Source organism: Anaerolineales bacterium, assembly GCA_030583885.1.
In the GTDB taxonomy this organism is placed as follows: domain Bacteria; phylum Chloroflexota; class Anaerolineae; order Anaerolineales; family Villigracilaceae; genus Villigracilis.
The window spans coordinates 2,949,620-2,972,093 of the sequence record CP129480.1; the positions used below are offsets into that span (position 1 = coordinate 2,949,620).

The 22,474-nt window shown below is 52.4% G+C and carries 26 protein-coding genes and 1 tRNA gene; all 27 read left to right on the forward strand.

Annotation, left to right across the window (positions count from 1 at the left end; genetic code table 11):
• Complete coding sequence (locus QY332_14600; protein ID WKZ34847.1) at positions 1 to 606, forward strand: hypothetical protein; 606 nt, start codon at positions 1 to 3, stop codon at positions 604 to 606.
• Positions 603 to 2,000 (forward strand): proton-conducting transporter membrane subunit, encoded by a 1,398-nt coding sequence (locus tag QY332_14605; protein WKZ34848.1) that lies wholly within the window; start codon positions 603 to 605, stop codon positions 1,998 to 2,000. The genes QY332_14600 and QY332_14605 overlap by 4 nt, the downstream gene beginning before the upstream one ends.
• Positions 2,001 to 2,062: 62 nt before the next feature.
• The gene (locus QY332_14610) at positions 2,063 to 3,250 is read left to right on the forward strand and encodes a hypothetical protein (GenBank protein WKZ34849.1); all 1,188 of its coding nucleotides are present in this window, start codon (positions 2,063 to 2,065) and stop codon (positions 3,248 to 3,250) included.
• Positions 3,251 to 3,268: 18 nt separating this feature from the next.
• Positions 3,269 to 5,164 carry a selenocysteine-specific translation elongation factor gene (selB, locus tag QY332_14615; GenBank protein ID WKZ34850.1) on the forward strand — a complete coding sequence of 632 codons (1,896 nt, stop codon included), beginning with the start codon at positions 3,269 to 3,271 and terminating at the stop codon, positions 5,162 to 5,164.
• Positions 5,165 to 5,168: 4 nt separating this feature from the next.
• A complete protein-coding gene (locus tag QY332_14620; protein ID WKZ34851.1) occupies positions 5,169 to 7,127 on the forward strand; it encodes a PAS domain S-box protein in 1,959 nt (652 codons plus the stop codon).
• 119 nt (positions 7,128 to 7,246) lie between these two features.
• Positions 7,247 to 7,918 carry an SOS response-associated peptidase gene (locus QY332_14625; protein WKZ34852.1) on the forward strand — a complete coding sequence of 224 codons (672 nt, stop codon included), beginning with the start codon at positions 7,247 to 7,249 and terminating at the stop codon, positions 7,916 to 7,918.
• A gap of 1 nt (position 7,919) precedes the next feature.
• A complete protein-coding gene (locus tag QY332_14630; GenBank protein ID WKZ34853.1) occupies positions 7,920 to 9,179 on the forward strand; it encodes an MFS transporter in 1,260 nt (419 codons plus the stop codon).
• Positions 9,180 to 9,243: 64 nt separating this feature from the next.
• Positions 9,244 to 10,458, forward strand: coding sequence for a peptidoglycan DD-metalloendopeptidase family protein (locus QY332_14635; protein WKZ34854.1), 1,215 nt, complete (start codon positions 9,244 to 9,246; stop codon positions 10,456 to 10,458).
• 46 nt (positions 10,459 to 10,504) lie between these two features.
• A tRNA-Val gene (locus tag QY332_14640) sits at positions 10,505 to 10,578 on the forward strand.
• 58 nt (positions 10,579 to 10,636) lie between these two features.
• On the forward strand, positions 10,637 to 10,873 hold the full coding sequence (locus QY332_14645; GenBank protein ID WKZ34855.1) for a helix-turn-helix domain-containing protein: 237 nt from the start codon (positions 10,637 to 10,639) through the stop codon (positions 10,871 to 10,873).
• Positions 10,874 to 11,179: 306 nt separating this feature from the next.
• Entirely contained in the window at positions 11,180 to 11,329 is a 150-nt protein-coding gene (locus tag QY332_14650) for a hypothetical protein (protein WKZ34856.1), read from the forward strand.
• Positions 11,326 to 11,682 carry a hypothetical protein gene (locus QY332_14655; GenBank protein WKZ34857.1) on the forward strand — a complete coding sequence of 119 codons (357 nt, stop codon included), beginning with the start codon at positions 11,326 to 11,328 and terminating at the stop codon, positions 11,680 to 11,682. The genes QY332_14650 and QY332_14655 overlap by 4 nt, the downstream gene beginning before the upstream one ends.
• Complete coding sequence (locus tag QY332_14660; protein WKZ34858.1) at positions 11,654 to 11,875, forward strand: hypothetical protein; 222 nt, start codon at positions 11,654 to 11,656, stop codon at positions 11,873 to 11,875. Before QY332_14655 ends, QY332_14660 begins: the two co-directional genes overlap by 29 nt.
• Before the next feature lie 5 nt (positions 11,876 to 11,880).
• Positions 11,881 to 12,072: a hypothetical protein gene (locus tag QY332_14665; GenBank protein WKZ34859.1), complete on the forward strand. Its 192-nt coding sequence runs from the start codon at positions 11,881 to 11,883 to the stop codon at positions 12,070 to 12,072.
• Positions 12,069 to 12,404, forward strand: a complete 336-nt coding sequence (locus tag QY332_14670; protein ID WKZ34860.1) for an SH3 domain-containing protein — start codon at positions 12,069 to 12,071, stop codon at positions 12,402 to 12,404. Before QY332_14665 ends, QY332_14670 begins: the two co-directional genes overlap by 4 nt.
• Before the next feature lie 6 nt (positions 12,405 to 12,410).
• Positions 12,411 to 13,154, forward strand: coding sequence for a hypothetical protein (locus QY332_14675; protein ID WKZ34861.1), 744 nt, complete (start codon positions 12,411 to 12,413; stop codon positions 13,152 to 13,154).
• A gap of 35 nt (positions 13,155 to 13,189) precedes the next feature.
• Positions 13,190 to 13,360 (forward strand): hypothetical protein, encoded by a 171-nt coding sequence (locus QY332_14680; protein ID WKZ34862.1) that lies wholly within the window; start codon positions 13,190 to 13,192, stop codon positions 13,358 to 13,360.
• Between the two features lie 378 nt (positions 13,361 to 13,738).
• On the forward strand, positions 13,739 to 13,945 hold the full coding sequence (locus QY332_14685) for a hypothetical protein (GenBank protein WKZ34863.1): 207 nt from the start codon (positions 13,739 to 13,741) through the stop codon (positions 13,943 to 13,945).
• Positions 13,945 to 14,124 (forward strand): hypothetical protein, encoded by a 180-nt coding sequence (locus QY332_14690; protein ID WKZ34864.1) that lies wholly within the window; start codon positions 13,945 to 13,947, stop codon positions 14,122 to 14,124. Before QY332_14685 ends, QY332_14690 begins: the two co-directional genes overlap by 1 nt.
• Positions 14,121 to 15,449: a hypothetical protein gene (locus QY332_14695; GenBank protein WKZ34865.1), complete on the forward strand. Its 1,329-nt coding sequence runs from the start codon at positions 14,121 to 14,123 to the stop codon at positions 15,447 to 15,449. The genes QY332_14690 and QY332_14695 overlap by 4 nt, the downstream gene beginning before the upstream one ends.
• 114 nt (positions 15,450 to 15,563) lie before the next feature.
• Entirely contained in the window at positions 15,564 to 16,451 is an 888-nt protein-coding gene (locus QY332_14700; protein ID WKZ34866.1) for a hypothetical protein, read from the forward strand.
• Entirely contained in the window at positions 16,448 to 17,245 is a 798-nt protein-coding gene (locus QY332_14705; GenBank protein ID WKZ34867.1) for an AAA family ATPase, read from the forward strand. The genes QY332_14700 and QY332_14705 overlap by 4 nt, the downstream gene beginning before the upstream one ends.
• A gap of 189 nt (positions 17,246 to 17,434) precedes the next feature.
• Complete coding sequence (locus tag QY332_14710; GenBank protein ID WKZ34868.1) at positions 17,435 to 17,626, forward strand: hypothetical protein; 192 nt, start codon at positions 17,435 to 17,437, stop codon at positions 17,624 to 17,626.
• Positions 17,623 to 19,176, forward strand: a complete 1,554-nt coding sequence (locus tag QY332_14715; protein WKZ34869.1) for a recombinase family protein — start codon at positions 17,623 to 17,625, stop codon at positions 19,174 to 19,176. Before QY332_14710 ends, QY332_14715 begins: the two co-directional genes overlap by 4 nt.
• 365 nt (positions 19,177 to 19,541) lie before the next feature.
• Positions 19,542 to 21,011: a DUF4118 domain-containing protein gene (locus QY332_14720; protein ID WKZ34870.1), complete on the forward strand. Its 1,470-nt coding sequence runs from the start codon at positions 19,542 to 19,544 to the stop codon at positions 21,009 to 21,011.
• Positions 21,008 to 21,703 carry a response regulator gene (locus tag QY332_14725; GenBank protein ID WKZ34871.1) on the forward strand — a complete coding sequence of 232 codons (696 nt, stop codon included), beginning with the start codon at positions 21,008 to 21,010 and terminating at the stop codon, positions 21,701 to 21,703. The genes QY332_14720 and QY332_14725 overlap by 4 nt, the downstream gene beginning before the upstream one ends.
• Before the next feature lie 122 nt (positions 21,704 to 21,825).
• Positions 21,826 to 22,464, forward strand: coding sequence for a hypothetical protein (locus QY332_14730; protein WKZ34872.1), 639 nt, complete (start codon positions 21,826 to 21,828; stop codon positions 22,462 to 22,464).
• Positions 22,465 to 22,474: the final 10 nt, after the last annotated feature.

Below are 22,474 nucleotides of genomic sequence, written 5' to 3' on the forward strand. Positions count from 1 at the left end.
ATGACTGTTGATATCACATCATGGATCGCCGTCGGGTTGATACTGGCAACGTCCACTACCATCCTCATCAGCCGTGACTGGCGGGCAAGCCTCGGCGCTCTGGCCCTACAATACATTGCCGTATTCTGGCTGGTGACACGCCACCTGCCCTTTGTCATGGGTTCCGTCAAACTTATCACCGGCTGGATGGTGGTCGCCGCGCTTGGCATGACCCGTCTGGGATTATCTGCATCAGACGAGGAGGACACCTTCTGGCCCCGCGGAAAATGGTTTAGGGTTATTCTCATGTGCATCGTTGCGCTCGTGACCGCAGGTTCAACCCTGCGCATCGAAGCGTCCATTCCGGGGTTGGGCTTGCCCGTTATCGCAGGAAGCCTGCTTCTGATTGGCGCGGGCATCGCGCACCTCGGTGTAACCTCGGATTTGTTTCGAGTCACGCTCGGTCTGGTCACCATGCTGGCGGGATTTGAAATTCTATATGCTGCTGTGGAAACCTCGATCCTGGTAACTGGATTTCTTGCAATCATAAATTTGGGGCTGGGCATGGTCGGTTCATACATGTTGATCGCCGGGGCAACCCCGTTTGAAACCGAGGAGGAAGGATGAGCGCCCCCCTCCTATGGATAGCCACTCCGTTCATCGTCGGGGTACTGGGCCTGCTCCTTTTGCGTGAACGCTTACCCGCACTGATCGGCGGCGGCACAGCGGCGATCCTTGCATTAATCGCATTGATTATCCCCATTGACACCGCAATGCTGCTCGGTTCGCTTTCATTAAAAATCTCGCCATCCATACAATTCTTTGGGCGCAGTTTTGCCCTCAACACCGCAGACGGACCCCTGCTTGCCATCATCTACGGGCTGGCGGCGTTGTGGTTTTTCGGCGCAGAGGCATCCGGGACCACCAACCGCTTCGTCTCATTGGGATTAATGATCGTTGCATTGTTAACTGCGTCCATTGCGGTGGAACCGTTCCTGTATGCCGCGCTCCTGCTTGAAATGGCGGCAATGCTGGTCATCCCCCTGGTAGTCTCGCCCCACCAAAAACCCGGGCGCGGCGCTGTGCGCTTCCTCATCTATCAGACAATTGCCATGCCTGTCATTCTCTTCTCAGGCTGGATGCTTGCGGGCGTCGAAGCCAGCCCCGGTGATATCGGCACCACAACACAGGCGGGCACAATGCTTGGCCTGGGTTTTGCGTTCCTGCTTGCGATCTTTCCGCTCTATAACTGGATACCGATGTTGATGGAAGATGCTTCGCCCTACGCAACAGGATTCCTGCTATGGGCATTGCCCACCTTCACCATCATCTTTGCACTCGGGTTTCTGGACCGTTATGCCTGGCTGCGCACCTCCTCACAGCTCTCCAGCGCCATTCAATTTGCAGGTCTGTTCATGGTGATAAGCGGGGGGGTATTCGCATCCGTACAGCGGCACATCGGGCGGATACTGGGCTATGCCGCCATCACAGAAATCGGTCTGATCATTCTCATCATTGGGATCAGATCATCCGAGATTGTCAACATCCTCTTTATCACTCTGATCCCGCGCGGTTTGGAGTTAACCGTCTGGGCGCTGGCATTGTCCATCATTAAACGTCGCGCATATTCCCTGCGATTCGGCGATGTACGAGGGCTGGCACGCAGTTATCCCGTGGCGGTAGGCGCACTATTTCTTGCACACCTTTCGATGACAGGCTTCCCCCTGCTTGCAGGTTTTCCCCCGCGGCTGGCTGTCTGGCAGGAACTTGCGGGACAATCCTTGATAACCTCCTTTTGGGTGTTCCTCGGCATGCTTGGCCTGCTGGTGGCTGCGATCCGCACGCTGGCTGTCTTCGTCATGGTGGACGAGGATAAAAAATGGGAATGGAACGAATCTTGGGTGCAAATGACCATGCTCGGGCTGGGCGTGATCGGGCTTTTCATCCTGGGAATGTTTCCACAAGCGTTGCAACCTTTCATCCAAAACCTGTCCGCGCTGTTCGAGCATCTGGGTCAATAAAGACATCCTGCCGGCGTGCTATAATTTAATCATTCATTCCCCACATCATTTCGGAGAGCAATATGGAATTCGAACAAATCGTCAAGCAGCTCGAATGGCTGGACAAACAACAGCGCGACAGCAGGGAAACGCTCGCCTCCTTGAGCGAACGTTTAACCTCTTTTGAAACTTCGGTCAATGCGGTCTCCACGCAGATGAAATCGCTCAGCAAACAGGTCGCAGACATTACGCCTGCCGCCAAACGCATGGAACAGTTTGAATCCATGCTGACAAAACAGCGCAGTGACATCGCCAAGCTTATCGAGGAAAACGAGAAATCCCACGCCCGCAGCGAACGTGACCTTGCCAAACGATTGCAAACCGAGATAAACGACATCAACAAATCCTTTACGCAATTCAAGACCACCGCCGACGTGCCGGAAATAAAAAGGCAGCTCAAAGAGCGGTCTGACGAAATGCAGCGCATGTTGACCAACATGGGCGAACTCAAGGCGCGCGTTGAAGAAACGACACAGTCAAACGAGGATGTCCTGCGTTCGCTGAAACTTTCGGAGGAGACGCGCAAAAACGATATCAAGCGGGTTACGGATATGCAGGCCGAACTCACCTCCCTGCGCAAACGGCTGGACGAAAACCGGGAAAAGTCAGCCGTCAACGCCGATGGCATCCGCAATATCGAAAATCGTCTCTCCGAACTGCTCGCGTCTGAAATGGAACGCAAGCAAACACAGGCGGCCTTCCTCGAACAGCAGGCTGTCGCACAAATTGACCGTGACCATGCATGGAAGGAATGGAGGGAAAAATATGACGTCTTTCTAAGGGAGGCGGAAAGCCTCGACTTGCAGGTCCAAAAACTTGATGAAGCTCTGCGCGGCGCACGGAAAGCGCAGGATACTTATATCGAACTCAATACAAAACTTGAGCGGCGCATCAATGAAGTGACCGAAATGCAAAGACTCGCCGAAGACCGCCTGCGTCAGGAATGGGTCACGTTCAAGGCGGATGACCAAAAACGCTGGACGGGATACAGCCTGTCCTCCGAGGAATCCTTCCGGGATATCCGTAAAGGTGTGCAAAAGACCGAAGAGCAGTCTGCCGCCCTTAACGAGGCAACCCAGGTACTGCAGGATCAATTGCACCAGACCACCGACACCACCGAAAAGCAATTGCAGGAACTGATGAACGTAGTGCATGAATGGATGACATCCTATCAACGCATTATGGGGCACGGAAAAAAAGCGAAGAAATAAGAAAAGAAGTTTTTATTCATGAGAGTCATCGGCACAGCAGGTCACGTGGACCACGGCAAGTCCACATTGATAGAGGCGCTCACCGGCACACATCCGGATCGCCTCAAGGAGGAGCAAGCCCGCGAGATGACCATTGAGCTCGGCTTTGGCTGGCTGACGCTTCCCAACGGCGAGGAGGTAGGCATTGTGGATGTGCCCGGTCACCGCGACTTCATTGAGAACATGCTCGCCGGCATCGGCAGCATCGACGCCGCGCTGCTCGTCATCGCGGCGGATGAAGGCATCATGCCGCAGACAAAAGAGCATCTGGCCATCCTGGATTTATTGCAGATTCACGCCGGGTTGATCGTCGTGACAAAAACAGACCTCGCCTCCGACCCGGAGTGGCTTGATCTGCTGGAAACGGACATTCGTTCGGCTGTCAGCGAGACTGTGTTCAATGATGTGCCCATCGTCAGAGTCTCCGCAAAAAACAAAACGGGACTCAAAGAATTAATTTCCTCCCTCGAAAAAGTCTTGCAGCAAAAGCCCGCACGGCAGGATCTCCACCGACCACGCCTGCCGATTGACCGCGTCTTCAGCATGAGCGGTTTCGGCACCGTCGTGACAGGCACACTCAGCGACGGGCACCTCGCCATTGGTGAAGAAGTGGAGATTCTGCCACAAGGGTTGAAGGGAAGGATCCGCGGGCTTCAAACCCATAAAAGAAAAGAGGAACGAGCCGTGCCGGGTTCGCGCACGGCGGTTAATATTTCAGGCGTGGATACGGAATCGATCCAACGCGGCGAAGTGGTGGCGCACCCGAATCAATACCAGCCTACGCGCAGGATGGACGCCCGCTTTCGTCTGCTGAAAGATGTAACCGCATCGATCAATCACGGCGATGAGGTGAAATTCTTTGCCGGTGCAAGCGAGACAATCGCCACCCTGCGCCTGCTCGGAACGGAAGAACTCCATGCGGGCGAAGAGGGCTGGATCCAACTCGAATTGCGCGATCCGCTTGTGGCCGTACGAGGCGACCATTACATCCTGCGGCGGCCATCACCCAGTGAAACACTTGGCGGAGGCACGGTCATTGACCATCAACCCAGGGGCAGGCACAAACGTTTCGACGTAACCGTCCTAAAGTCGTTGGCATCGCTTGCGCAAGGTTCCCCTGCGGAAGTTTTGTTTGAGGCCGCACAGTCGTTTCATATCGCGCCGTTGAAGGAGATCGTCTCAAAATCCCGTTTAGACGCAGCAGTGGCGGAAACAGCCTTGAAAGAATTGCTCGAAAGCGGGAAACTCATCGTTTTGGAGAACGGCGAACAGAATACCAAAAGCGACTCGCTTGCCATTGCCATCCCCCATTTGAATGAATTGCAGGAAAGGATTTTCCAGTTCGTGGAGGCGAATCACGCGCAATACCCCCTGCGCAGGGGAATTCCACGCGAGGAATTGAAAAGTAAATTAAAACTCACTGCGAAAATCTTCAACGCCGTCATCTCCCTGCTTGCCGCCCGTCAGACAATTCTCGATCTGCGCGGAGCGGTGTCAAAGCCCGGGCACGAGATCAAATTCAATGGACAGCAGCAGGCCATGGTCCGGGACTTGATGCGAAAATTCGAGAAAAGTCCCTACGCCACACCGAGCGTCAAGGAATGTCAGGCCGAGGCCGGCGAGGAAGTCGTAAACGCATTAATAGACATGGGAGAGCTGGTGACGGTCTCGCAGGATGTAATCTTCCGTACAAAAGATTATGACGAGATGGTGCAAAAAATTAAAACGAGTACACAACAAAAAGGGCGGATCACGCTTGCCGAAGTGCGCGATATGCTGGGTACAACGAGGAAGTATGTCCAGGCTTTGCTGGAGCATTTGGACGCCATCGGCATGACCATGCGCGAAGGGGATGCGAGAACCTTAAGAAAGTGAGCGCATGATGAGGGCACTTATCAAAAAACTGTTTGCCCCGCCAGACTTCGGGGAAGAGGAGGACGGGTACCGGGCATACTTGCTTCATGTAATCTTGTGGGGATTGATCGTTGCGCCCATTCCATACGTATCTTTTGCAATAATCTTTACGCCGCAGAACGCACCGCGGGCCCTGGTGCAGGGCGGGACCAGTGAAATCATCAATATCTTCCTGCTGGTCTTGCTGCACCGCGGATACGTGCGCGCTGCCAGCATCGCGCAGATAAGTGCCTTCTGGCTTTTCCTCACAATCTCAGCTTTTACAGGTACCGGAATACAGGGCGAAGCGTACCTGCTGGGATACCCACTCGTGATTGTAATTGCCGGGATTTTACTCGGCGGACGCATGGCATTGGGTGTGACCATTGCTTCGCTTCTGGCCGGGTTGGTCATGGTATTTACGGAGAATTACGGGGGCATTAATTCAAACCTGGACCGTCCCTTGTTTTTTACGTGGATTGTCAGCCTGGTCGTTTTTCCAATGGGGGCACTGTTGCAATACCTGTCTTCACGCACAGTGCGCAGGGCACTTGGGCGGGCACACTTCAGCGAGGGAAGATATAAGTTGATCTCCAGGGTAAGTTCGGATTACACCTTTGAAAGCAGGGTGGACGAACATGGAAATGGAAGTCTTGTCTGGGTGGCGGGTGCATTTGAAAAAATGACCGGCTATACCCAGGATGAATATATTGCAACCGGCGGATGGCTTGGGCATGTCCACCCTGATGATCTGGCAAAGGACGCCGAAGACATGCGCAAACTGATGGACAACCAGGATGTGATCAACTCGGAGATCCGAACTTTTACAAAAAGCGGCGAAATCCGTTGGGAGCGTATTTTTGCCCACCCGGTTTGGAGCGAGGAGGAAAATCGACTCATCGGTATTGTGGGTGCTGTGCAGGATGTGACCGTGCAAAAGGAAGCCGAGGAGCGGCTCAAGGAAACCCTTCTCCAGCAAACTGCCATTCTCAACAACATCCCGGACATGGCATGGCTTAAGGATTTGGACAGCCGCTATATCGCCGTCAACGAGCAGTTCGCAATAACAAGCGGACTGAAAGCCGAGGAGATTATCGGCAAAACAGATTACGATATTTGGGAAAGGGAATTTGCAGACAACTACCGCAGAGACGATCTCGAGGTGATCCAAAGCGGCAGGCGCAGGAGGATTGAAGAGAATCAACGCGACAGTACCGGTCGGGAGTATTGGGTGGAAACCATCAAAACACCGATGCGCAATGCGCAGGGGGAAATCATCGGCACCACCGGGCTTGCCCGCGAGATCACCGAACGAAAAAGGGCCGAGATGGAACGTGAAAGGTTAATCACCGAGCTGGAAACAAAGAATGCGGAGCTCGAGAGATTTACCTATACCGTCTCGCATGATCTCAAATCTCCCCTGGTGACCATCACGGGGTTTCTCAGTTATCTTGAAAAAGATGCGCGGACGGGGAACTTCGACAAATTCAAGCTTGATCTTGAGCGCATTCAGCAGGCCGTGGAGAAAATGCAAAACCTGCTCAAGGATCTCTTGGAGTTATCCCGCATTGGCAGGTTGATGAATGAGCCCCTTGAAACGAGTTTCAGCAGCATAGTAAAAGAAGCGCTCGCGTTGACGGAGGGTCAGGTCAAAGCCAGGGGTGTGAGAATCGAATTCGTGAATGAAGGTCATACAATATACGGTGACCGCATCCGCATGGTGGAGGTGATACAAAACCTGGTGGACAACGCGGTGAAGTTCATGGGCGGCCAGCCGCACCCGTACATCCGCATCGGGACGGTCAGCGATGAACAGAATGTCCCCGTTTTTTTGTGCAGGACAACGGCATCGGCATTGACCCACAGTTTCACAAACGCATATTTGGCTTGTTCAACAAACTGGATTCAAACACACAGGGTTCGGGGGTGGGCCTGTCCATTGTAAAACGCGTCATCGAAGTGCATGGTGGAACCATCTGGGTGGAGTCGCAGCCGGGCAAAGGCGCCACATTTTATTTCAAATTTTCATAACCAGCCTGCAGAACGAATTCAAAGGAGTTGCCCATGTGCGGACGTTTTACCCTGACAGTAAATCCTGCCGAGTTACAGGGGACATTTGCTGCATTTCAATTCCCATCTCCATTCGCGCCGCGTTTCAACATCGCCCCGTCCCAGCCCGTACTTGCCATCCCGAACGATGCGAAGAACACCGCCGATTTCTTTGCATGGGGGCTAATCCCCTCCTGGTCCAAGGATGCGGCCATTGCCAATAAACTCATCAACGCACGCGGCGAAACGATTGCGGAGAAACCATCCTTCCGCGGAAGTTTCAAATACAAACGCTGTCTCATCCCCGCAGACGGCTTCTATGAATGGAAGACAGGCCGCGGGGGAAAAACAAAAACTCCGTATTTCATTCACATGCAGGACCGCCATCCCTTTGCGTTTGCCGGCTTGTGGGACGAATGGCATTCGCCGGAGGGCGGCATGCTGCGCACCTGCACCATCATCACCACCGGGCCAAATGAGTTAATGACGGCACTGCACAACCGCATGCCCGTCATACTGGATCAAAAGAATTATGATCAATGGCTGGATCCTGCGCCCCAGACTCCCGAAAACCTGCTCCCGCTCATCAAGCCATTCCCGGCTGATCACATGTCCGCCCATCCCGTCTCGACCCTGGTCAACAAACCCGGCAACGACCGCCCGGAATGCATTCTGCCCGCCCGATGAAATGACATCACTCAAAAACTGGCTGACGATTCGATTTCCCGCGCTCGCATCGCGTGACTATGTTATCTTTCTCATCGGACAATTCCTGTCCGTCATCGGCACGTGGATGCAAGCCACGGCCCTGCCCTACCTGGCATATCGCATTTCAGGGCGTCCGCTGGATCTGGGGATCATCGGCTTCTCAAGCACCCTGCCCACCCTGTTGTTTGCACTGCCGGCCGGCGTGCTCGTGGAACGTTGGGACAAACGAAAGACCGTCATCCTGTTCCAGGCCATCATGTCGATCCAGGCATTTGGGCTGGCCTATCTGGCGTTTACAGATCAGATTCAAATCTGGCATATCATCACCCTGGCATTCTTTTATGGGTCCGCCGTCGCCGTGGAGGTGACTGCACGCCAAGCCATGCTGATCGAGTTATCCGGGCGGGAGGCGCTGCCCAGCGCAATTGCCCTGCAAACGACTGTATTTAATTTGGGACGAGTCCTCGGTCCATTGGCAGCCGCGTGGCTGATCACATCCACGGGAAGTGAGGGGAGCGTCTTCCTTACGAACGGGGTCAGTTTCATCTTCGTCGTCGGCGGCCTGCTCTTTGCACGTACCAGGTTCAAGGTCGGGAATGAAACGAATAAACAGCAGGACATGCGAATCGAATTCAAGGAAGGGATTACCTTTATCCGCGGGAACGCAGTTGTATTGTCCGCAATTCTCATGTCTGCATTGCTTGGATTTTTCGGTTTCCCGCTGCTTCAACAAATCCCGGCCATCGCACGCGACGTCCTGAGAACCGCAGTGGACACGGAGGCAATCGTCGCTTCGCGCACCAGCAGCATGTATACCGTACAGGGGGTCGGCGCATTGATCGCTGCACTCCTGATGGCGTATCTCAGTTCCTCGAATAAAAACAAAATGCTGTTGTGGGGACAGGCCTCCTTTCTTTTCCCGGTGATCGCGCTTGGGATGATCGCCAACCTGCAGATTGCCCTGATATTATTGGCATTCATCGGATGGGGCACGGTAACACAATTGATCAGTATGAATATCATGATCCAGATGCGTGTGCCAAACGAATTGCGTGGGCGGGTGTTTAGCATGTATTTCTGGGGTTTGCAGGGGGTGGCGCCTTTCGGGAGCATTGTGGTCGGCTGGATCGCCCAGACCTGGGACGTACAAACCGCAATTTTGGCGGGGGGAACGGTCTGTCTGGCGGGCGTGGTCTTTGTGCGCCTGTTTTTCCTGCGCACAGGACAGTCTGCGGCTTAACGCAGTATAAGTGTTTCTTGCCCCTGCTTGACGCTGATTTTTTGCCCATGTTATGATGACCGGCATGCAAACCAATTTTAAAGAAGATGCTCCAGAACCTGCCGGAAATGGCAAGAAAAGGGAGCAGGAAAAAGACGGCAGCGCGCCGTTAAAAGAACACGGTATTCTAACACGCTGGATGAACAATCTCGTGGGCATGGGGCTGGGTGAACCCCTTTTGAAGATCGGGACGAATGTATTCACCATGATCGCGATCGCGCTGGTCATCGTGCTTGCACAGGCGTTTTTCGATCAGACCCAAAGTCCGCTGTCCACAAACACGGCACAGGCTTCAGATCCCGCCGTGAACGAAGATGTGGAGATCGGCTCCGTCCCCGCAATGGATATCCCCATCACAGACGGCATTTCGCGCTCGGCGCAAATTCATACGAATATCCCATCCCGTCCACGCCAGGAGGTTACCTTATATATCGTGCAGGAAGGCGATACTGTCTTTGGCATTGCGGATAAATTCGGGCTGGAACCGCAAACGATTTTGTGGGGAAACTATTCCATACTGCTGGACGACCCGCACTCCCTGAAACCCGGCCAGGAATTGAACATCCTGCCTGTGAATGGTGTCTATTGGGAATGGCTCGGCGGGCTTACCTTTGGAAGCTGGGCTGAGTTTTACGGTGTGACTGCGGCGGATATTATCGAATTCCCCGGCAACAATATTGACGCGGAAACGGTTGGTGACTACAACAACGCAAATATCGAAACGGGCACCTGGCTGATCATCCCCGGCGGGAAAAGGGAGTTCGTCAGTTGGAGTGCGCCGCTTGGTGTGACACGTGAAAATCCCGCTTCTGCGCGTGTGCTTGGCGCCGGTGCGTGCGACCCGGTCAGCGGCGGCGCAATTGGATACGGCGCCTATGTGTATCCCACCAACAAACATTATCTTTCCGGGTTCGATTATTCCCCTAAAGCCAACCATTTCGGCATTGACCTGGCCGGCAATACCGGCGAAGCCGTGTATGCCGCGGACGCGGGCGTGGTCGTGTACGCAGGCTGGAACGATTACGGCTACGGCAACATGATCATGATAGACCACGGCAATGGGTTCCAATCCTTGTATGCCCATCTGAGCGCATTCAACGTCGGGTGCGGACAAAGTGTCGGTCAGGGCGAGGTCATTGGCGCGGTCGGCTCCACCGGGCGTTCCTCCGGCGCGCACCTGCATTTTGAGTTGATGGCAGGCTCAAAGGTGAATCCATGGGACTATTTACCGCCGCCTTAATCCTTGCAAAAGCGGGATGGCTATACTATAATCCCGTTCGCGTATCGGGCGCATGGCTCAGTTGGTTAGAGCGCTACTATCACACAGTAGAGGTCCGGGGTTCGAGTCCCTGTGCGCCCACCTTTTCTTTCGGCGGATTGACCATTATTCTATTGAAATCGAAATGGAGTAATCCGCCATGAATTTTCTATCATCAAACAAACCAATGCCCGATATCAATGAGTTCTATTCAACTGAACAAGCCGCCAATGTCCTGGGATTCACCGTGGCTTCAGTCCGTCAATTAGTCTATAAAAAGAAAATTGAAAGTAGACGATTTGGGCGATCATTGCTTATCCCGAAAAAATCCATAAAAGAATATCTTGAAAAAACAAGGGGCATGAGCAAAAACGATCCCAGGCGAAGGATAAAATAAAAAAGCGTTTGCTACTTGACAGACGCTTTTTTTACCTATATACTGATATTGTCGTAATATCAGTATAGCCCTGCAACGGGCTAATTTTTTAGATTTTACTGATAACGTCATATTATCAGAACCTTGACAATTCAATAACCGTCCACGAGTACCCGTGTGATGAGCATGGCGAAACCCGGCGCGGAATCAATGCCCCCTCCCTTTTCAGGGAGGGGCTTCGCAAGGCGCCTTGACCGGTTGCGTCATACAACCGGTCCGGCAGCCGAAATTCTATCACACAGGAAAGAGGTACAAAAAATGTTTTGGATGGCAAACAAAGTATTTGCAGCCCATTCGCTGATCGCGGTCCTGGGCCTGGGCTGGGCGCTGCTGACCGCTCAGATCGTTTTGACGATCCTTTTCTTTCTGCTGGCCCTGGGTGGTGTAATCCTCTGGCTCGAATGGAGGAACGCATGAAATTCGAAGAACTCAATGACGACCAAAAGGAACAGGTCCACTACCTTTTCGCAGATGACGTTTTTCAAATGGATCCCAATGCCTATCTGTACGAACTTGACAAACACGGAAAGGTAACAGGCAGAACGCCGATCAAGATCGAACGGACAACGCATCGAGCGCGGCAAAGCCCGTCTATAAAAATCACTGCGCGAAAGGAAACCAATCCCACCGACAAAATGATCAGCCACGCCCGCATGAATATGGACGCACTTGCCGCGAGTATTGCCCAAAAGCTATTCGAGGACGAGTCCGCCGCAGCAACCGAGGAAGGGACGCAAAACGATGAAGACGACACAGGACAAGAAACGTGAGGCATGCAGGCGCGGCGGACTCGTCACACTGGCGCGCCATGGCCGCAAGCACTTCGCAAATATAGGCAGGCGCGGCGCGGCTGTGTTCTGGAGGCTCTACAAATTTGTACCGGCCGGGCGCAGTGACTTCGCCGTCGTGAAAATCGAAACGGGCGTGATCGTTGCCTATCTCTCAGGAAGGAAACCAAGCTGATGGACATGAACCAACTCATAAGCATCGTCGATCAACTGGACGATGAAGCGCGGCGCGATGTGCTGGATGTTGCAGTTTTCTACGTCTGGAAACAGACGCGCGAACCCGCGCCCTGGCGCTCTGTGATCCGCGGGGCCCGGCTCGTCCTGGCTTTCGAGATCGAGCGCAGAATCCAACTCATCCGGGTAAAGCCATGAAAAAGACCATGCTCGTTTTTTTGTTGGTACTCCCCGCCCTGGCGTGTACGCTCACAAACGGCGTGACGGCGCAAATCCCCGCCTCGACCGCCGGACCGTCCAAACCTGTGAGACCCGCCCAGGTCATCGAAGCCGAAGCGGATACCTGCACAGTGAGCGCGTCCAACGCCTTGAACCTGCGTGAAGCGCCGGGCACGTCATCCGCCGTCATCGCCATATTGAAGCATGGCGATCTATTGACCATCCTCCCCCAACCCGCCCAGGGCGTTTGGATCCCGGTCCGCGCCGGGCAGCTGCACGGATGGATAAACTCAAACTACTGTGAAAGGTAAAGGACTATGAAACTATTTTGGAAAGGTATTGCAACCGTCTTGTTTTATGTGATCAGCGGGTCGCTGGTGATCTACGCGGCGGCGCGGTCGCTGGACTTCATCACTGCCACGCTCACCGCCGATCAACAGGTCATCGGATATCTTGGGCTTGCCGCGACAAGCGGCGGGATGATCGCCTGGCTGATGCTCTTCATGTTCAAAGCCGAGGGCATCGGTCAAAAGGTGACGGCGGGAATTATGACCGTGCTGGATATGCTTGGTGAATTCGGCTTGTTCACGATGGACACGCTCTATCAGTCCGGGCAGGCTGGCATGATCGAGAACCTGACCGCCGATGAAATCCGCCTGGTAGTGCTGGCGCTCAGCGCCTTGATCGCGGTCAACATCCTGGCGACTGTCATCTTCCACCTGCTCGAACCCGACAACATCAAGCGGATGCGCGAGTCGTTTGTGCGTGACCAACTCGAAGCCAAAGCCCTGAAAGAGATCGAGCAGCGAGGGGAGGAGATCGCGGCGCGTCTTGCCCCGCAGATAGCGCAGCAGTGGGCGGATGAATTCGAGGCGCGTTTTGCCGACATGCAATCCCTGGGCTTGGGCGCGGCGGCTCATGCCTCCGCCCGGCCTGTCACCTCCCGACCAATGGCAACCCAACCCGCAGTAGAGACGCGCGCGGTCGTTGCCAGTGAAAGCGAGGCGGCAGAGATGCAGCCCGTCCCTTTAGCGGGCTTCAGCGGGAACGGACACAAGTAAGGCGAGTCTATCAGTGGACCTGTGCCTTTTGCGGAATGCCATTCGACACGGAAATATATAGTCAACGCTACTGCAAGCGCAGTCACCGCGAACTGGCCTATCAAGAGCGCAAGGCGAACCGCTCCGCGAATGGATCCACCCGTGAAATCCAATTGACGCTCATACCGTCAACCCAACCCGCCGAAGCCGATACAGAGACCGTGTAAGCCGTTCAGGCAGGGCCGGGCGCGTCCTGGTCCTGTCTGAATTTTGGGTGATGGGGTGTCCCAGGCACCAAAAACCCAGGATAGGACACAAGACACAAGCCTTGATAGGGTGTCAGTAGGGTCAAATTGTCATCACATAACACAAAACGCAAAGCTCATGACTGGGTGGTCTCCTGCCCTAAATTCTCGCGCCACGCCACAAGCCACAAGAAATACAAGCCATTATTTTCATAACTGTTTTTCCGCATCTGTTTAATTATATTGTGGACTGTTTAATTTTCGTCACTGTTTAATTTTGGTCACTGTTTTATTCTTTTCTCCACTGTTTAATTGTGTAAGTGATGATTGAATGTTGAAAATCGAAAGGAGATAAACAATATGGATACTACTGTCCGCCCCATGTTTTTAGGTATCAAGCTGAGCAAAGAAGAAAATCGCGCTCTGCTCACAGTTGCTGAAAATGACGGACTTCAAAAGTCCGCCTATGCACGGAGAATCCTCCGCGCACATCTTATAAGCTTGGGCGCGATCACAGTCACCAACCCCGCGCCCCAGGCGGATGAAGTCACGCAAGGAATACGCTAATGAACATCTTATCGATCATCATCAACAGCGTAGTCATTTCATTCATTGTCATCGACACGATCCTTGTGATTCGCTATTGGCGTAAAGACGGGACCATTTCACTAAGAAAAAACTTTCCGTTTGATATCGGCCTGGGTTTCCGTCTTTTCAACGATGAAATGAAAGGTAGGAAAAAATGAACAAAAAATTTCTTCTTGTGATCGTTGCGGTTTTATTCCTGCTGGCAATTGTCGTGCAGGGAGCGGAAGCGCAGGAGAACCCACAGGCGCAAATCATCTGGATCAATTCTCCTATATCAAGCGAGCTGCGGCAGGCTCTGGATGAATGGTTATTGGTCTCGCCTCCATCGAGCGCCGTCTATCATGCAGTGACCTACACCCAACCCACAGGAACCGGCACCTACGTTTCAATGGTCGGGCTGAACATAGAAAACCCGGATGACTATTGGAGCATCATCGGAGACGAGGAAGGAAATCCGCAGGTCGTTTGGTTGAACACTTTATTAGTCGCCCAGGACGGAACGGTCACTTATCCATTCGGCGCTGGAATTGGAGAGCAGTCAAGAATAAATAAATTAGCAAGGTCGTTTAAAATTCCCGTTCCGATTCCTGGAGGCGGTGCGTATGTGCGTTTCCCATTTCAACCCGCTAAAGCGGTCAAATATGGCGCGTCAGGGTTTCACATTGCAGGATTTGATCTAAGCTGGAATTCTGGCTGGGGCGCGGTCGATCTTATCAGCGGTAGCGACATGGGAAGCGGCGCAGCAAATGACAGTGTTTACGCGAGTGCTTTTGGTACTGTGACATATATTTGCGAGAGTGACACAGTGGCAATCGTCACAGATGGGCCCGGCGGAGAGTTTTTGTATGCTCATCTTCTTCCAAACGCTTCTCTCGAAATGGGGCAGGCTTACCAGGCAGGACAAGTGATCGGGACATTGAAGCATGGTAGTTTCGTGAACACATGCGGGCACGCAGTCCAATCGGGCGAGAAATGGCATCTGCATTGGGGGTTTGTATCGAAAGAAGAAGAGAATTTTTTGGGCACAAAGAACTTCAATGCCGAGGGCTGCATCATGACGAAAAGCGCCTTTTTTACATCCGGGGTCTGGAGATGTGGAACCAAAACGATCAAGGTCAATGGGTATCTTGAACACTATGGAAACATTGGACTAGATCCAGATGGGGGTGGAATTGGCACACATCTACTGCCTGGGCAATATGGCAGCGGCAGCGGTCCGTCATTTTGGAATTATCTCTTGGCCGGACTGAAAGGCATATTTGATTATTTTGTCACGAACAACCTGCCTGAGCATGAGTCATCGGTCACACTTCTTAATCCCATTTTGACCAGCGTGAAGATCGTCTTTCGAATCGCGCTAGTACTCTTGCATGGGAATTTCAACTTTATTCCGGCCGTGCAGATGGTTGGTTTCACAATCGGGATCCGGCTCGCCTTTTCTACGCTCTTCGTAGTGATCGGCATCTACCGGATTATCCGATGATAAAAAGCGAGAAGCCCCCGCACAGGAACGGAGGCATCTCATATCGGCAAAGGATGGACGGCAATCCAAATTCTTTGCGCACACTTATTTGCATTATAGCACACTGGAGAAAATATGAAAACCATTGAAAAGGAATACACCAAAACCCCCAATGTCTCACTTGCGATCATTGCATCTTTGCCCGGATCAGCCGGGAGGGTTTATGCAACGATGCTCCGCTTCTCTTATGGCTGGAAAAAGGATACTGTGAAATTAGGGATTGCAACCCTAAGCAAATTGACTGGACTATCCGAGAATGGGGTAAAGGCTGGCGCTACCACGCTGATAAGCATAAAAGCTATTTCAAGGCTAAATGCAGAAGATCAAAAAAATGCAATGTGGAAGATCAACGACCCATCAATTATTGACCCATCAATTATTGACCCATCAATTATTGACCCATCAATTATTGATGCTTTCACACGGGGCAAACCATCAATTATTGATGGTTACAGGGCATCCCAACCATCAATAATTGACCCACGTCCCCCCCGCATTAAAGAAAGGGTTAAAGAAAGGGTTGGTAAAGAAACCACCACCGGGAAAAAGAAATCGGCGGGTGGTGGTCGCAGCAGCTCGTCATCAAAGGATTGGATCGAAAAATTGAAACTGCGTGAAATATGGACTGCGGCCGGATTAGGGAAGCAGAAAACAGACGATGTTTTGCAAATGGTCGCGGAGAAATTCAAACCCGCCGATGCAAAGCGAAAAATCCTTGCTGCCCTTGCCTCAGCGTATACCGACCCAAATGCAAAGAACAAACCTGTCATAGCGAAACACCGTCTGGAGAATGAGCAGGTCCCACCGGAATATTTGTCATCCGACACCTGGCAAATCATCCCCGATGAAATTCTGAAAGCCGCCCATATAGATATTGAACGTTTGAAAAATAAACAGCTTCGTTCGGAAGATGAACTAAGCCGAGATTTGAAAATCGCCGCTAGTTTGATGGAGGAACAATGAACACAATAGTCACATCAAAAGACATAGTTACAAAAATGCGAAATCGGATACCTGGCAGCCCTGAAAAACCATCCCGCCCCGAAGATGCGAAGCCTGATTGCCCGAAGTGTCAAGGCTATGGCTGGCATCAATCGAAACAATACAATAATCACTGGTTTCTGTGTCCGTGTGTGGAAGATAAGAAAAAAGGAATACAAGAAATTGGAAACCGATTTGACCCTGCCACCATCGGATTGAAAGCAATCGAGTTAGATTTGACTTGGGCGCATGTGAAGCCAGGTATTTCGGATGGGACTAAGGCCGTCGATATTGTGCGCCCATACTATGGGCGCGGATTTGGACTGGTTTACCTTTGGGGTGCTTATGGGCAGGCAAAAACTCTGATCGGGAAAATCCTAATAGCAACCGCATATCGTGATGGCAAGAAAGCTGCATATGCCAATGTATCTTCCGTACTGGATGACATCCGCCTGGCCTATGACGAACAGGAACACAAAACAACCGAACTTTTACGCCGCATGAAATGGTGGATGGAGCGGGAAGTTTTGTTTCTCGATGAAATAGACAAGAGCCATGATACTTCGTGGGTGAAAGAGAGATTGCATCAATTGATCGATGAGCGTTACGCAAAGGCGGTACGAGGGGAGGCCTTGACTGTGATTGCTAGCAACAAGAGTGACGAAGCTTTGGACGGTTACATGAAAAGCCGATTGCATGATAGACGAATTGGAAAAGTTGTTTTTCTGAATGGCAAGGATGGCAGGCATGTTATGCCTGATGGATACAAGTATTAGAGCAAAAAGCAAAAAGCGGCAATTTCGCCCGATTTTTGCATAAGACGACCCAAACCCCGTCTTGGCGCAACACGGCGAAATTTGGGGCTGTAACAAGCTGTTACACCGAACCATAGCCACCAACCCACCAATGGCGCTTAGAGACAGTGTCACAAGCCGTGACATGCAACCCAAAAGGCAGGTCGACCAATGGCAAGGACATCACCACCCATCACCATCGAGGAAACTCCCGGCGCAGACTTCCCGGATCTGGGCGCAGCTCAGCGATCCGCGCGCTCGATGTTGGCGGTTGACCTGGCTCAAATGATCAGGCGCATGATCGATCAAGGTGTGCTTGAGATCGCAGATAATAAAATCCGCCCGAAAGGAAAATGTGCATGAGTGACTATATCCATCCGCCACCCGCAACCCTTCCACCTGGCAGCGAGGTCATCGCTTATCTTCGTGACAGCGGCGGACCCAACCAACAGGAAAGCATCGGCCAACAGGAAAGAGTCATCCTGGATTATTGCCGCACGCATGGGCTGGCGCTCGTGCGCATCTACTCCGAAACTGCAAGCGGAAGGAAAACAAAGAACCGCGATCAATTTTTGGAGATGTGCAATTCCGTGATGACCTGCCCCGATGACATCAGACCGCGCGGTCTGATCCTTTGGGCGTATTCCCGATTCTCGCGCGACATCGTGGATTTTAATTTCTACCTGTACGGCTTGATAAAAAGTGGATTGATCATCCATTCGCTGACCGAGCAGATCCCGGATGGGATCGCGGGTCAGATCATGTTATCTGTCAAAGCCTTCACCAATGCGGATTATTCCATCCAGCTTGGAAAGCAGATCAAGCGCGGCATTGCGGACCGGGTCAAGGCGGGATACAACAACGGCGGCACGCCTCCAAAGGGCTATCGGATCGTGAGGGATTATCACGGCTCGCGGCGCAATGGCAGCACGCGCATTGGAATCAAGTGGGAACCGGATCCGGTCCTGGCTCCGCTGGTACGCCTCGCCTGGGAACTTCGCGCCGATGGTGTAAGCTATACGGAGATCACAAAAGCAACGCATGGAAAAATCTACACCTCGATCAATGCCTGGGTGACACACTTCCGAAACGAAAGTTATCTTGGCATTGGCAAGGCTGGCGATCTGCGCGTCCCTGATCATCACGAACCTTTGATCACCTGGGAACTTTGGCAGGCAGTCAGAGACGTGGAAACGATAAATAAAAAACGCCACCACTTCCGGCGGATGAAATTCCCGTCCCTGCTGGCTGGCCTGGCTCATTGTCTTTACTGCGGCGCGGCGCTGGTTGTCCACACGTCCAAAGGCTACCGGTCGTATGTCTGCGGAAAGCGTGACAGGAAAAAAGGTTTTTCAGATTGCCCGACTTCGCGGCGCGTCAATGCACCCAAAGCCGAGGCGAAGATTTTGGAAACCGTACTGAATCGCATCCTGTCCCCTGAATTTGCTTATGCGGTCCTGGACGATGTGAAGCGTCAAATGGCGAACACGGACAAATTGGACCGGGAGATCGGAGAAGCAAATAACGCCCTCATCGATGCGGAGCGCTCGATCAAGCGCCTGGTCAAGCTGGCGGAGGACACCGGCGACATTGAAGAGATCAAAAGCCGCCTGGTGGAACTCAAACGACAACAGGCGGAATACAGCGCACGCATCCGCACTTTGAAAGCGGAGCAAGAACAAGGGACACCGGATATCACTCCCGAAGCCCTGACCATGGTCTTTGACACCTGGCGCGATCAGATCCAAAATGCCAACGACCAGGGCGAGATCGTCGCCGCAAGAAAACTGCTTTATCAGTTTGTGCGAAGCATTGAACTTGGATACAATAAGGCTGTCATTCACTACACCTACCCTTTGGTCATTCCCGCCAACAGTGACTCCGCCCTGTGCGCCCACAAAACCAACTTTTGAATAAACAGGGGGTCAATCCTGCCAACAATGGTGCCAAGTGGGGAATTATTTCTTATTTTTTCATAATCAAGGCAATTCTCTCTATTCTCCGTGTATCTATCTGCAACAACAGGAGGAGTGAAAAGTGGGTGACCAAGCTACACCTGTAAAGAATAATAAATCTATGAAATGTTCCTTTCCGGCCCAATCTATATAAGCCTGCAATAGACGCAACAAACTGGTTATCGAACGCAAATCGAACAACTACTCGTCAAATAAATGAACTGCCTCTTGGCGGTTCATTTATTGCCTATGCTTTTATTTCGATGGGAGAAAATTCACCTGATTGGAAGAGCCCGTTTGCCTTCATTTTCCAAAAAGGTATAATGAACTCCGCGGTCATGCGGAATTCACCTTTTCTCTCCCACTTTCTGCAATACCTTTCCGCTGTTGGGTTTGTCATTTTCATCACAGCGGTTTTCTTTGTATTGCGTGATGCACTCGATACAACCCTGGTTGCACTTTTGTATCTCATTCCGATCGGGTTGATCAGTGCCTATTGGGGGCTTGGGCCCGGCATCATCAGCGCGTTACTCACATTCCTGACGTTAAATTACTTGTTCATCAAACCGTATTACACCTTTACAGTACATCGCCCCATAGACGTGGTCATTCTCGTCATTTTCTTGATCGTTGCCATTGTGATCAACCAGTTGGTGGGGCAGATGCAAGCCGGTCTTGCCGCGGCGACGGCGCGCGAACGAGAAGCTACACAACTCTACGAGCTCGGCACGGCGCTGGCAGGATTCCATGATGACCATGCCATCGCAGAGATCCTTGCAAAACAGGTGCAGGATGTCTCGCGAGGGGAAGCAGTGGAACTCAACATCACAGGCACACATTCCTTTGCCTTTCGACTGCCTGAATCGTTTACACCCACACATCCGCCTGAATGGGTGCTGCCAATTCAAGTGGCACGCGGTGTTCTCGGAGAGATTCGGCTTTGGAGAGCCTCGCCAGTCCTAACGTCCAGCGAGAAACGTTTATTGCAGACCTTTGCCAGTCAGGGAGCGCTGGCATTGGAGCGGGCGCGGCTCGCGCAGGCGGAGTCTCGTGCCCGAGTCCTTGAAGAAAGTGACAGGTTGAAGTCCGCGATTTTGTCGTCTGTCTCGCACGAATTACGGACACCGCTTTCCACCATCAAAGCTGCGGCTTCAAGTTTGAGAGGCAATGATGTCAGTTGGGACTCCGCCGCACGCTCTGAATTAATTGCCGCGATCGATGATGAAGCCGACCATTTGAATATGCTGGTTGGCAATCTGCTTGATATGTCGCGCATTGAGTCAGGCGTGCTTAAGCCAAAACGCGAGTGGAATATTTTGTCCGAGATCGTCGGCAGTGTCCTGGCGCGCATGAAGCATCTGGCAGAGGAACATCGCGTTGAAGTGGATGTTCCTGAAAGCCTGCCGCTTGTACCTGTGGATTATGTACAGATGGAGCAGGTCTTCACCAATCTGGTCAGCAACGGCCTGAAGTATGCGCCAGAGAAAACTGTGATCCGCGTACGTGCGTTTGTGGAGGGCGACTCGATCCATGTGGTGGTCAGCAATCAGGGACCGCAAGTGCCGCAGGAGCATCTTGAGCGAATCTTCGATAAATTTTTTCGCATTACTGCCGCGGCTCAAGTAACAGGCACGGGGCTTGGACTTTCGATTTGCAAGGGAATTATCGAAGCGCATGGCGGGCGGCTCTGGGCGGAGAATGTCCCTGACGGTCTGGCTTTTAATTTCACACTCCCATTAATTTTGGACGGCGTTTCGCCCCCAACAATGCCAATGGACACGGAGAACGAATGACCAACGCCCCGCATATTCTTGTCATTGATGATGAACCGCAAATTCAGCGGGCAATTCGCACCATCCTGACCGAAAAGGGATTCAAGGTCACTACAGCCAGCCGCGGTGAAGACGGTCTCACACTGGCTGCGGCGAATGAGCCTGATATTGTGATTCTCGATCTGGGTTTGCCCGATATGGACGGCGTGGAAGTCTGTACGCGCCTGCGCGAGTGGACGCAATGCCCGATCATCATTTTATCCGTGCGCGACAGCGAACGCGATAAAGTAGCCGCTCTGGATAAAGGTGCGGATGATTACCTGACCAAGCCGTTCGGCATCGAGGAATTGCTGGCGCGTGTGCGCGTGGCGTTACGCCACTCCATGAACAGCCATGGGACGCGGGGTAGGGTCATCCATGCCGGTGCAATCACCATTGACCTTGCATGGCATATCGTCAAACGCGGTGATGAGGAAGTCAAATTGACCGCCACCGAATATAAATTACTTGCCTATCTCGCCGCCAATCATGGGCGCGTGCTCACACACCAAAGCATCCTTACGCATGTTTGGGATCCGGCCGATGCCAACCATATCGAATATCTGCGAGTCTACATGCGCCAGCTCCGCAAGAAACTGGAAGCCGACCCGGAACGCCCGCAATACATCCTTACCGAGCCTGGGATTGGCTATCGGTTTATCGCGGATGAATGATTTTCCGCCGCCTTACAACGCCCTTGCAAAAGGGCGTTTTTATTTTTTCTTTATGCAATTGCCCGAAATTTTTGTCACCGTTTTATGCGGGGTGGATAGGATTTATGTATTGATGAGGTGATATGAACATTCTTGATGTAAATCCCCCTGCTTTGACAGTATCTTCCGCTTCTTCTCCGCGCCCCGGGTCCGCCCGCCGTTTAATTATCCTAGTGCCAGATTCGGAGGTGGATACTGCCCTCGCGGCACGAAAGATCTGGGAATTGGCGAATGCACTCGAAAGCCGCGTCCAGTTTCTCGGTCTAAGCAAAGATGCGGCGCATGAGCCAGGCTTGCGCAGGCAGCTCGTGACCCTATCCGCGATGGTGGGGGATAAAAATATTTTCGTCGGATCAAAAACAGAAATTGGAAACAACTGGTTGAGCGTGGTCAAGTCCGAATGGCGCGAAGGGGATGTGATCGTCTGTTTTACCGAACAACGTTCAGGTTTTGCGCGCAGGCCGTTAAACCAAATTTTGGAATCGAATTTGAATGCCACGGTCTATGTGCTCGCGGGCATCCATCAGCGGAAAGAACGCCCGCGCAGTTGGATGGCTAATGCAATGGCATGGGCGGGTTCCATCGGAATCATCCTGGGGTTCTCCTGGCTGCAAATAAAGCTCATTCAATTTCCCGGGGATTGGGCTTATACAGCATTGCTTTACATCTCTCTCTTTGCCGAAGCCGGGTCGATCTGGGCATGGAACAGCTTGTTCGAATAGCGTACTGAAA

What these genes read in the sequence shown, in the direction of transcription:
- QY332_14600 (WKZ34847.1), top strand. Translation starts at nt 1, where the DNA reads ATGACTGTTGATATCACATCATGGATCGCCGTCGGGTTGATACTGGCA.
- QY332_14605 (WKZ34848.1), top strand. Translation starts at nt 603, where the DNA reads ATGAGCGCCCCCCTCCTATGGATAGCCACTCCGTTCATCGTCGGGGTA.
- QY332_14610 (WKZ34849.1), top strand. Translation starts at nt 2,063, where the DNA reads ATGGAATTCGAACAAATCGTCAAGCAGCTCGAATGGCTGGACAAACAA.
- selB (WKZ34850.1), top strand. Translation starts at nt 3,269, where the DNA reads ATGAGAGTCATCGGCACAGCAGGTCACGTGGACCACGGCAAGTCCACA.
- QY332_14620 (WKZ34851.1), top strand. Translation starts at nt 5,169, where the DNA reads ATGATGAGGGCACTTATCAAAAAACTGTTTGCCCCGCCAGACTTCGGG.
- QY332_14625 (WKZ34852.1), top strand. Translation starts at nt 7,247, where the DNA reads ATGTGCGGACGTTTTACCCTGACAGTAAATCCTGCCGAGTTACAGGGG.
- QY332_14630 (WKZ34853.1), top strand. Translation starts at nt 7,920, where the DNA reads ATGACATCACTCAAAAACTGGCTGACGATTCGATTTCCCGCGCTCGCA.
- QY332_14635 (WKZ34854.1), top strand. Translation starts at nt 9,244, where the DNA reads ATGCAAACCAATTTTAAAGAAGATGCTCCAGAACCTGCCGGAAATGGC.
- QY332_14645 (WKZ34855.1), top strand. Translation starts at nt 10,637, where the DNA reads ATGAATTTTCTATCATCAAACAAACCAATGCCCGATATCAATGAGTTC.
- QY332_14650 (WKZ34856.1), top strand. Translation starts at nt 11,180, where the DNA reads ATGGCAAACAAAGTATTTGCAGCCCATTCGCTGATCGCGGTCCTGGGC.
- QY332_14655 (WKZ34857.1), top strand. Translation starts at nt 11,326, where the DNA reads ATGAAATTCGAAGAACTCAATGACGACCAAAAGGAACAGGTCCACTAC.
- QY332_14660 (WKZ34858.1), top strand. Translation starts at nt 11,654, where the DNA reads ATGAAGACGACACAGGACAAGAAACGTGAGGCATGCAGGCGCGGCGGA.
- QY332_14665 (WKZ34859.1), top strand. Translation starts at nt 11,881, where the DNA reads ATGAACCAACTCATAAGCATCGTCGATCAACTGGACGATGAAGCGCGG.
- QY332_14670 (WKZ34860.1), top strand. Translation starts at nt 12,069, where the DNA reads ATGAAAAAGACCATGCTCGTTTTTTTGTTGGTACTCCCCGCCCTGGCG.
- QY332_14675 (WKZ34861.1), top strand. Translation starts at nt 12,411, where the DNA reads ATGAAACTATTTTGGAAAGGTATTGCAACCGTCTTGTTTTATGTGATC.
- QY332_14680 (WKZ34862.1), top strand. Translation starts at nt 13,190, where the DNA reads ATGCCATTCGACACGGAAATATATAGTCAACGCTACTGCAAGCGCAGT.
- QY332_14685 (WKZ34863.1), top strand. Translation starts at nt 13,739, where the DNA reads ATGGATACTACTGTCCGCCCCATGTTTTTAGGTATCAAGCTGAGCAAA.
- QY332_14690 (WKZ34864.1), top strand. Translation starts at nt 13,945, where the DNA reads ATGAACATCTTATCGATCATCATCAACAGCGTAGTCATTTCATTCATT.
- QY332_14695 (WKZ34865.1), top strand. Translation starts at nt 14,121, where the DNA reads ATGAACAAAAAATTTCTTCTTGTGATCGTTGCGGTTTTATTCCTGCTG.
- QY332_14700 (WKZ34866.1), top strand. Translation starts at nt 15,564, where the DNA reads ATGAAAACCATTGAAAAGGAATACACCAAAACCCCCAATGTCTCACTT.
- QY332_14705 (WKZ34867.1), top strand. Translation starts at nt 16,448, where the DNA reads ATGAACACAATAGTCACATCAAAAGACATAGTTACAAAAATGCGAAAT.
- QY332_14710 (WKZ34868.1), top strand. Translation starts at nt 17,435, where the DNA reads ATGGCAAGGACATCACCACCCATCACCATCGAGGAAACTCCCGGCGCA.
- QY332_14715 (WKZ34869.1), top strand. Translation starts at nt 17,623, where the DNA reads ATGAGTGACTATATCCATCCGCCACCCGCAACCCTTCCACCTGGCAGC.
- QY332_14720 (WKZ34870.1), top strand. Translation starts at nt 19,542, where the DNA reads ATGAACTCCGCGGTCATGCGGAATTCACCTTTTCTCTCCCACTTTCTG.
- QY332_14725 (WKZ34871.1), top strand. Translation starts at nt 21,008, where the DNA reads ATGACCAACGCCCCGCATATTCTTGTCATTGATGATGAACCGCAAATT.
- QY332_14730 (WKZ34872.1), top strand. Translation starts at nt 21,826, where the DNA reads ATGAACATTCTTGATGTAAATCCCCCTGCTTTGACAGTATCTTCCGCT.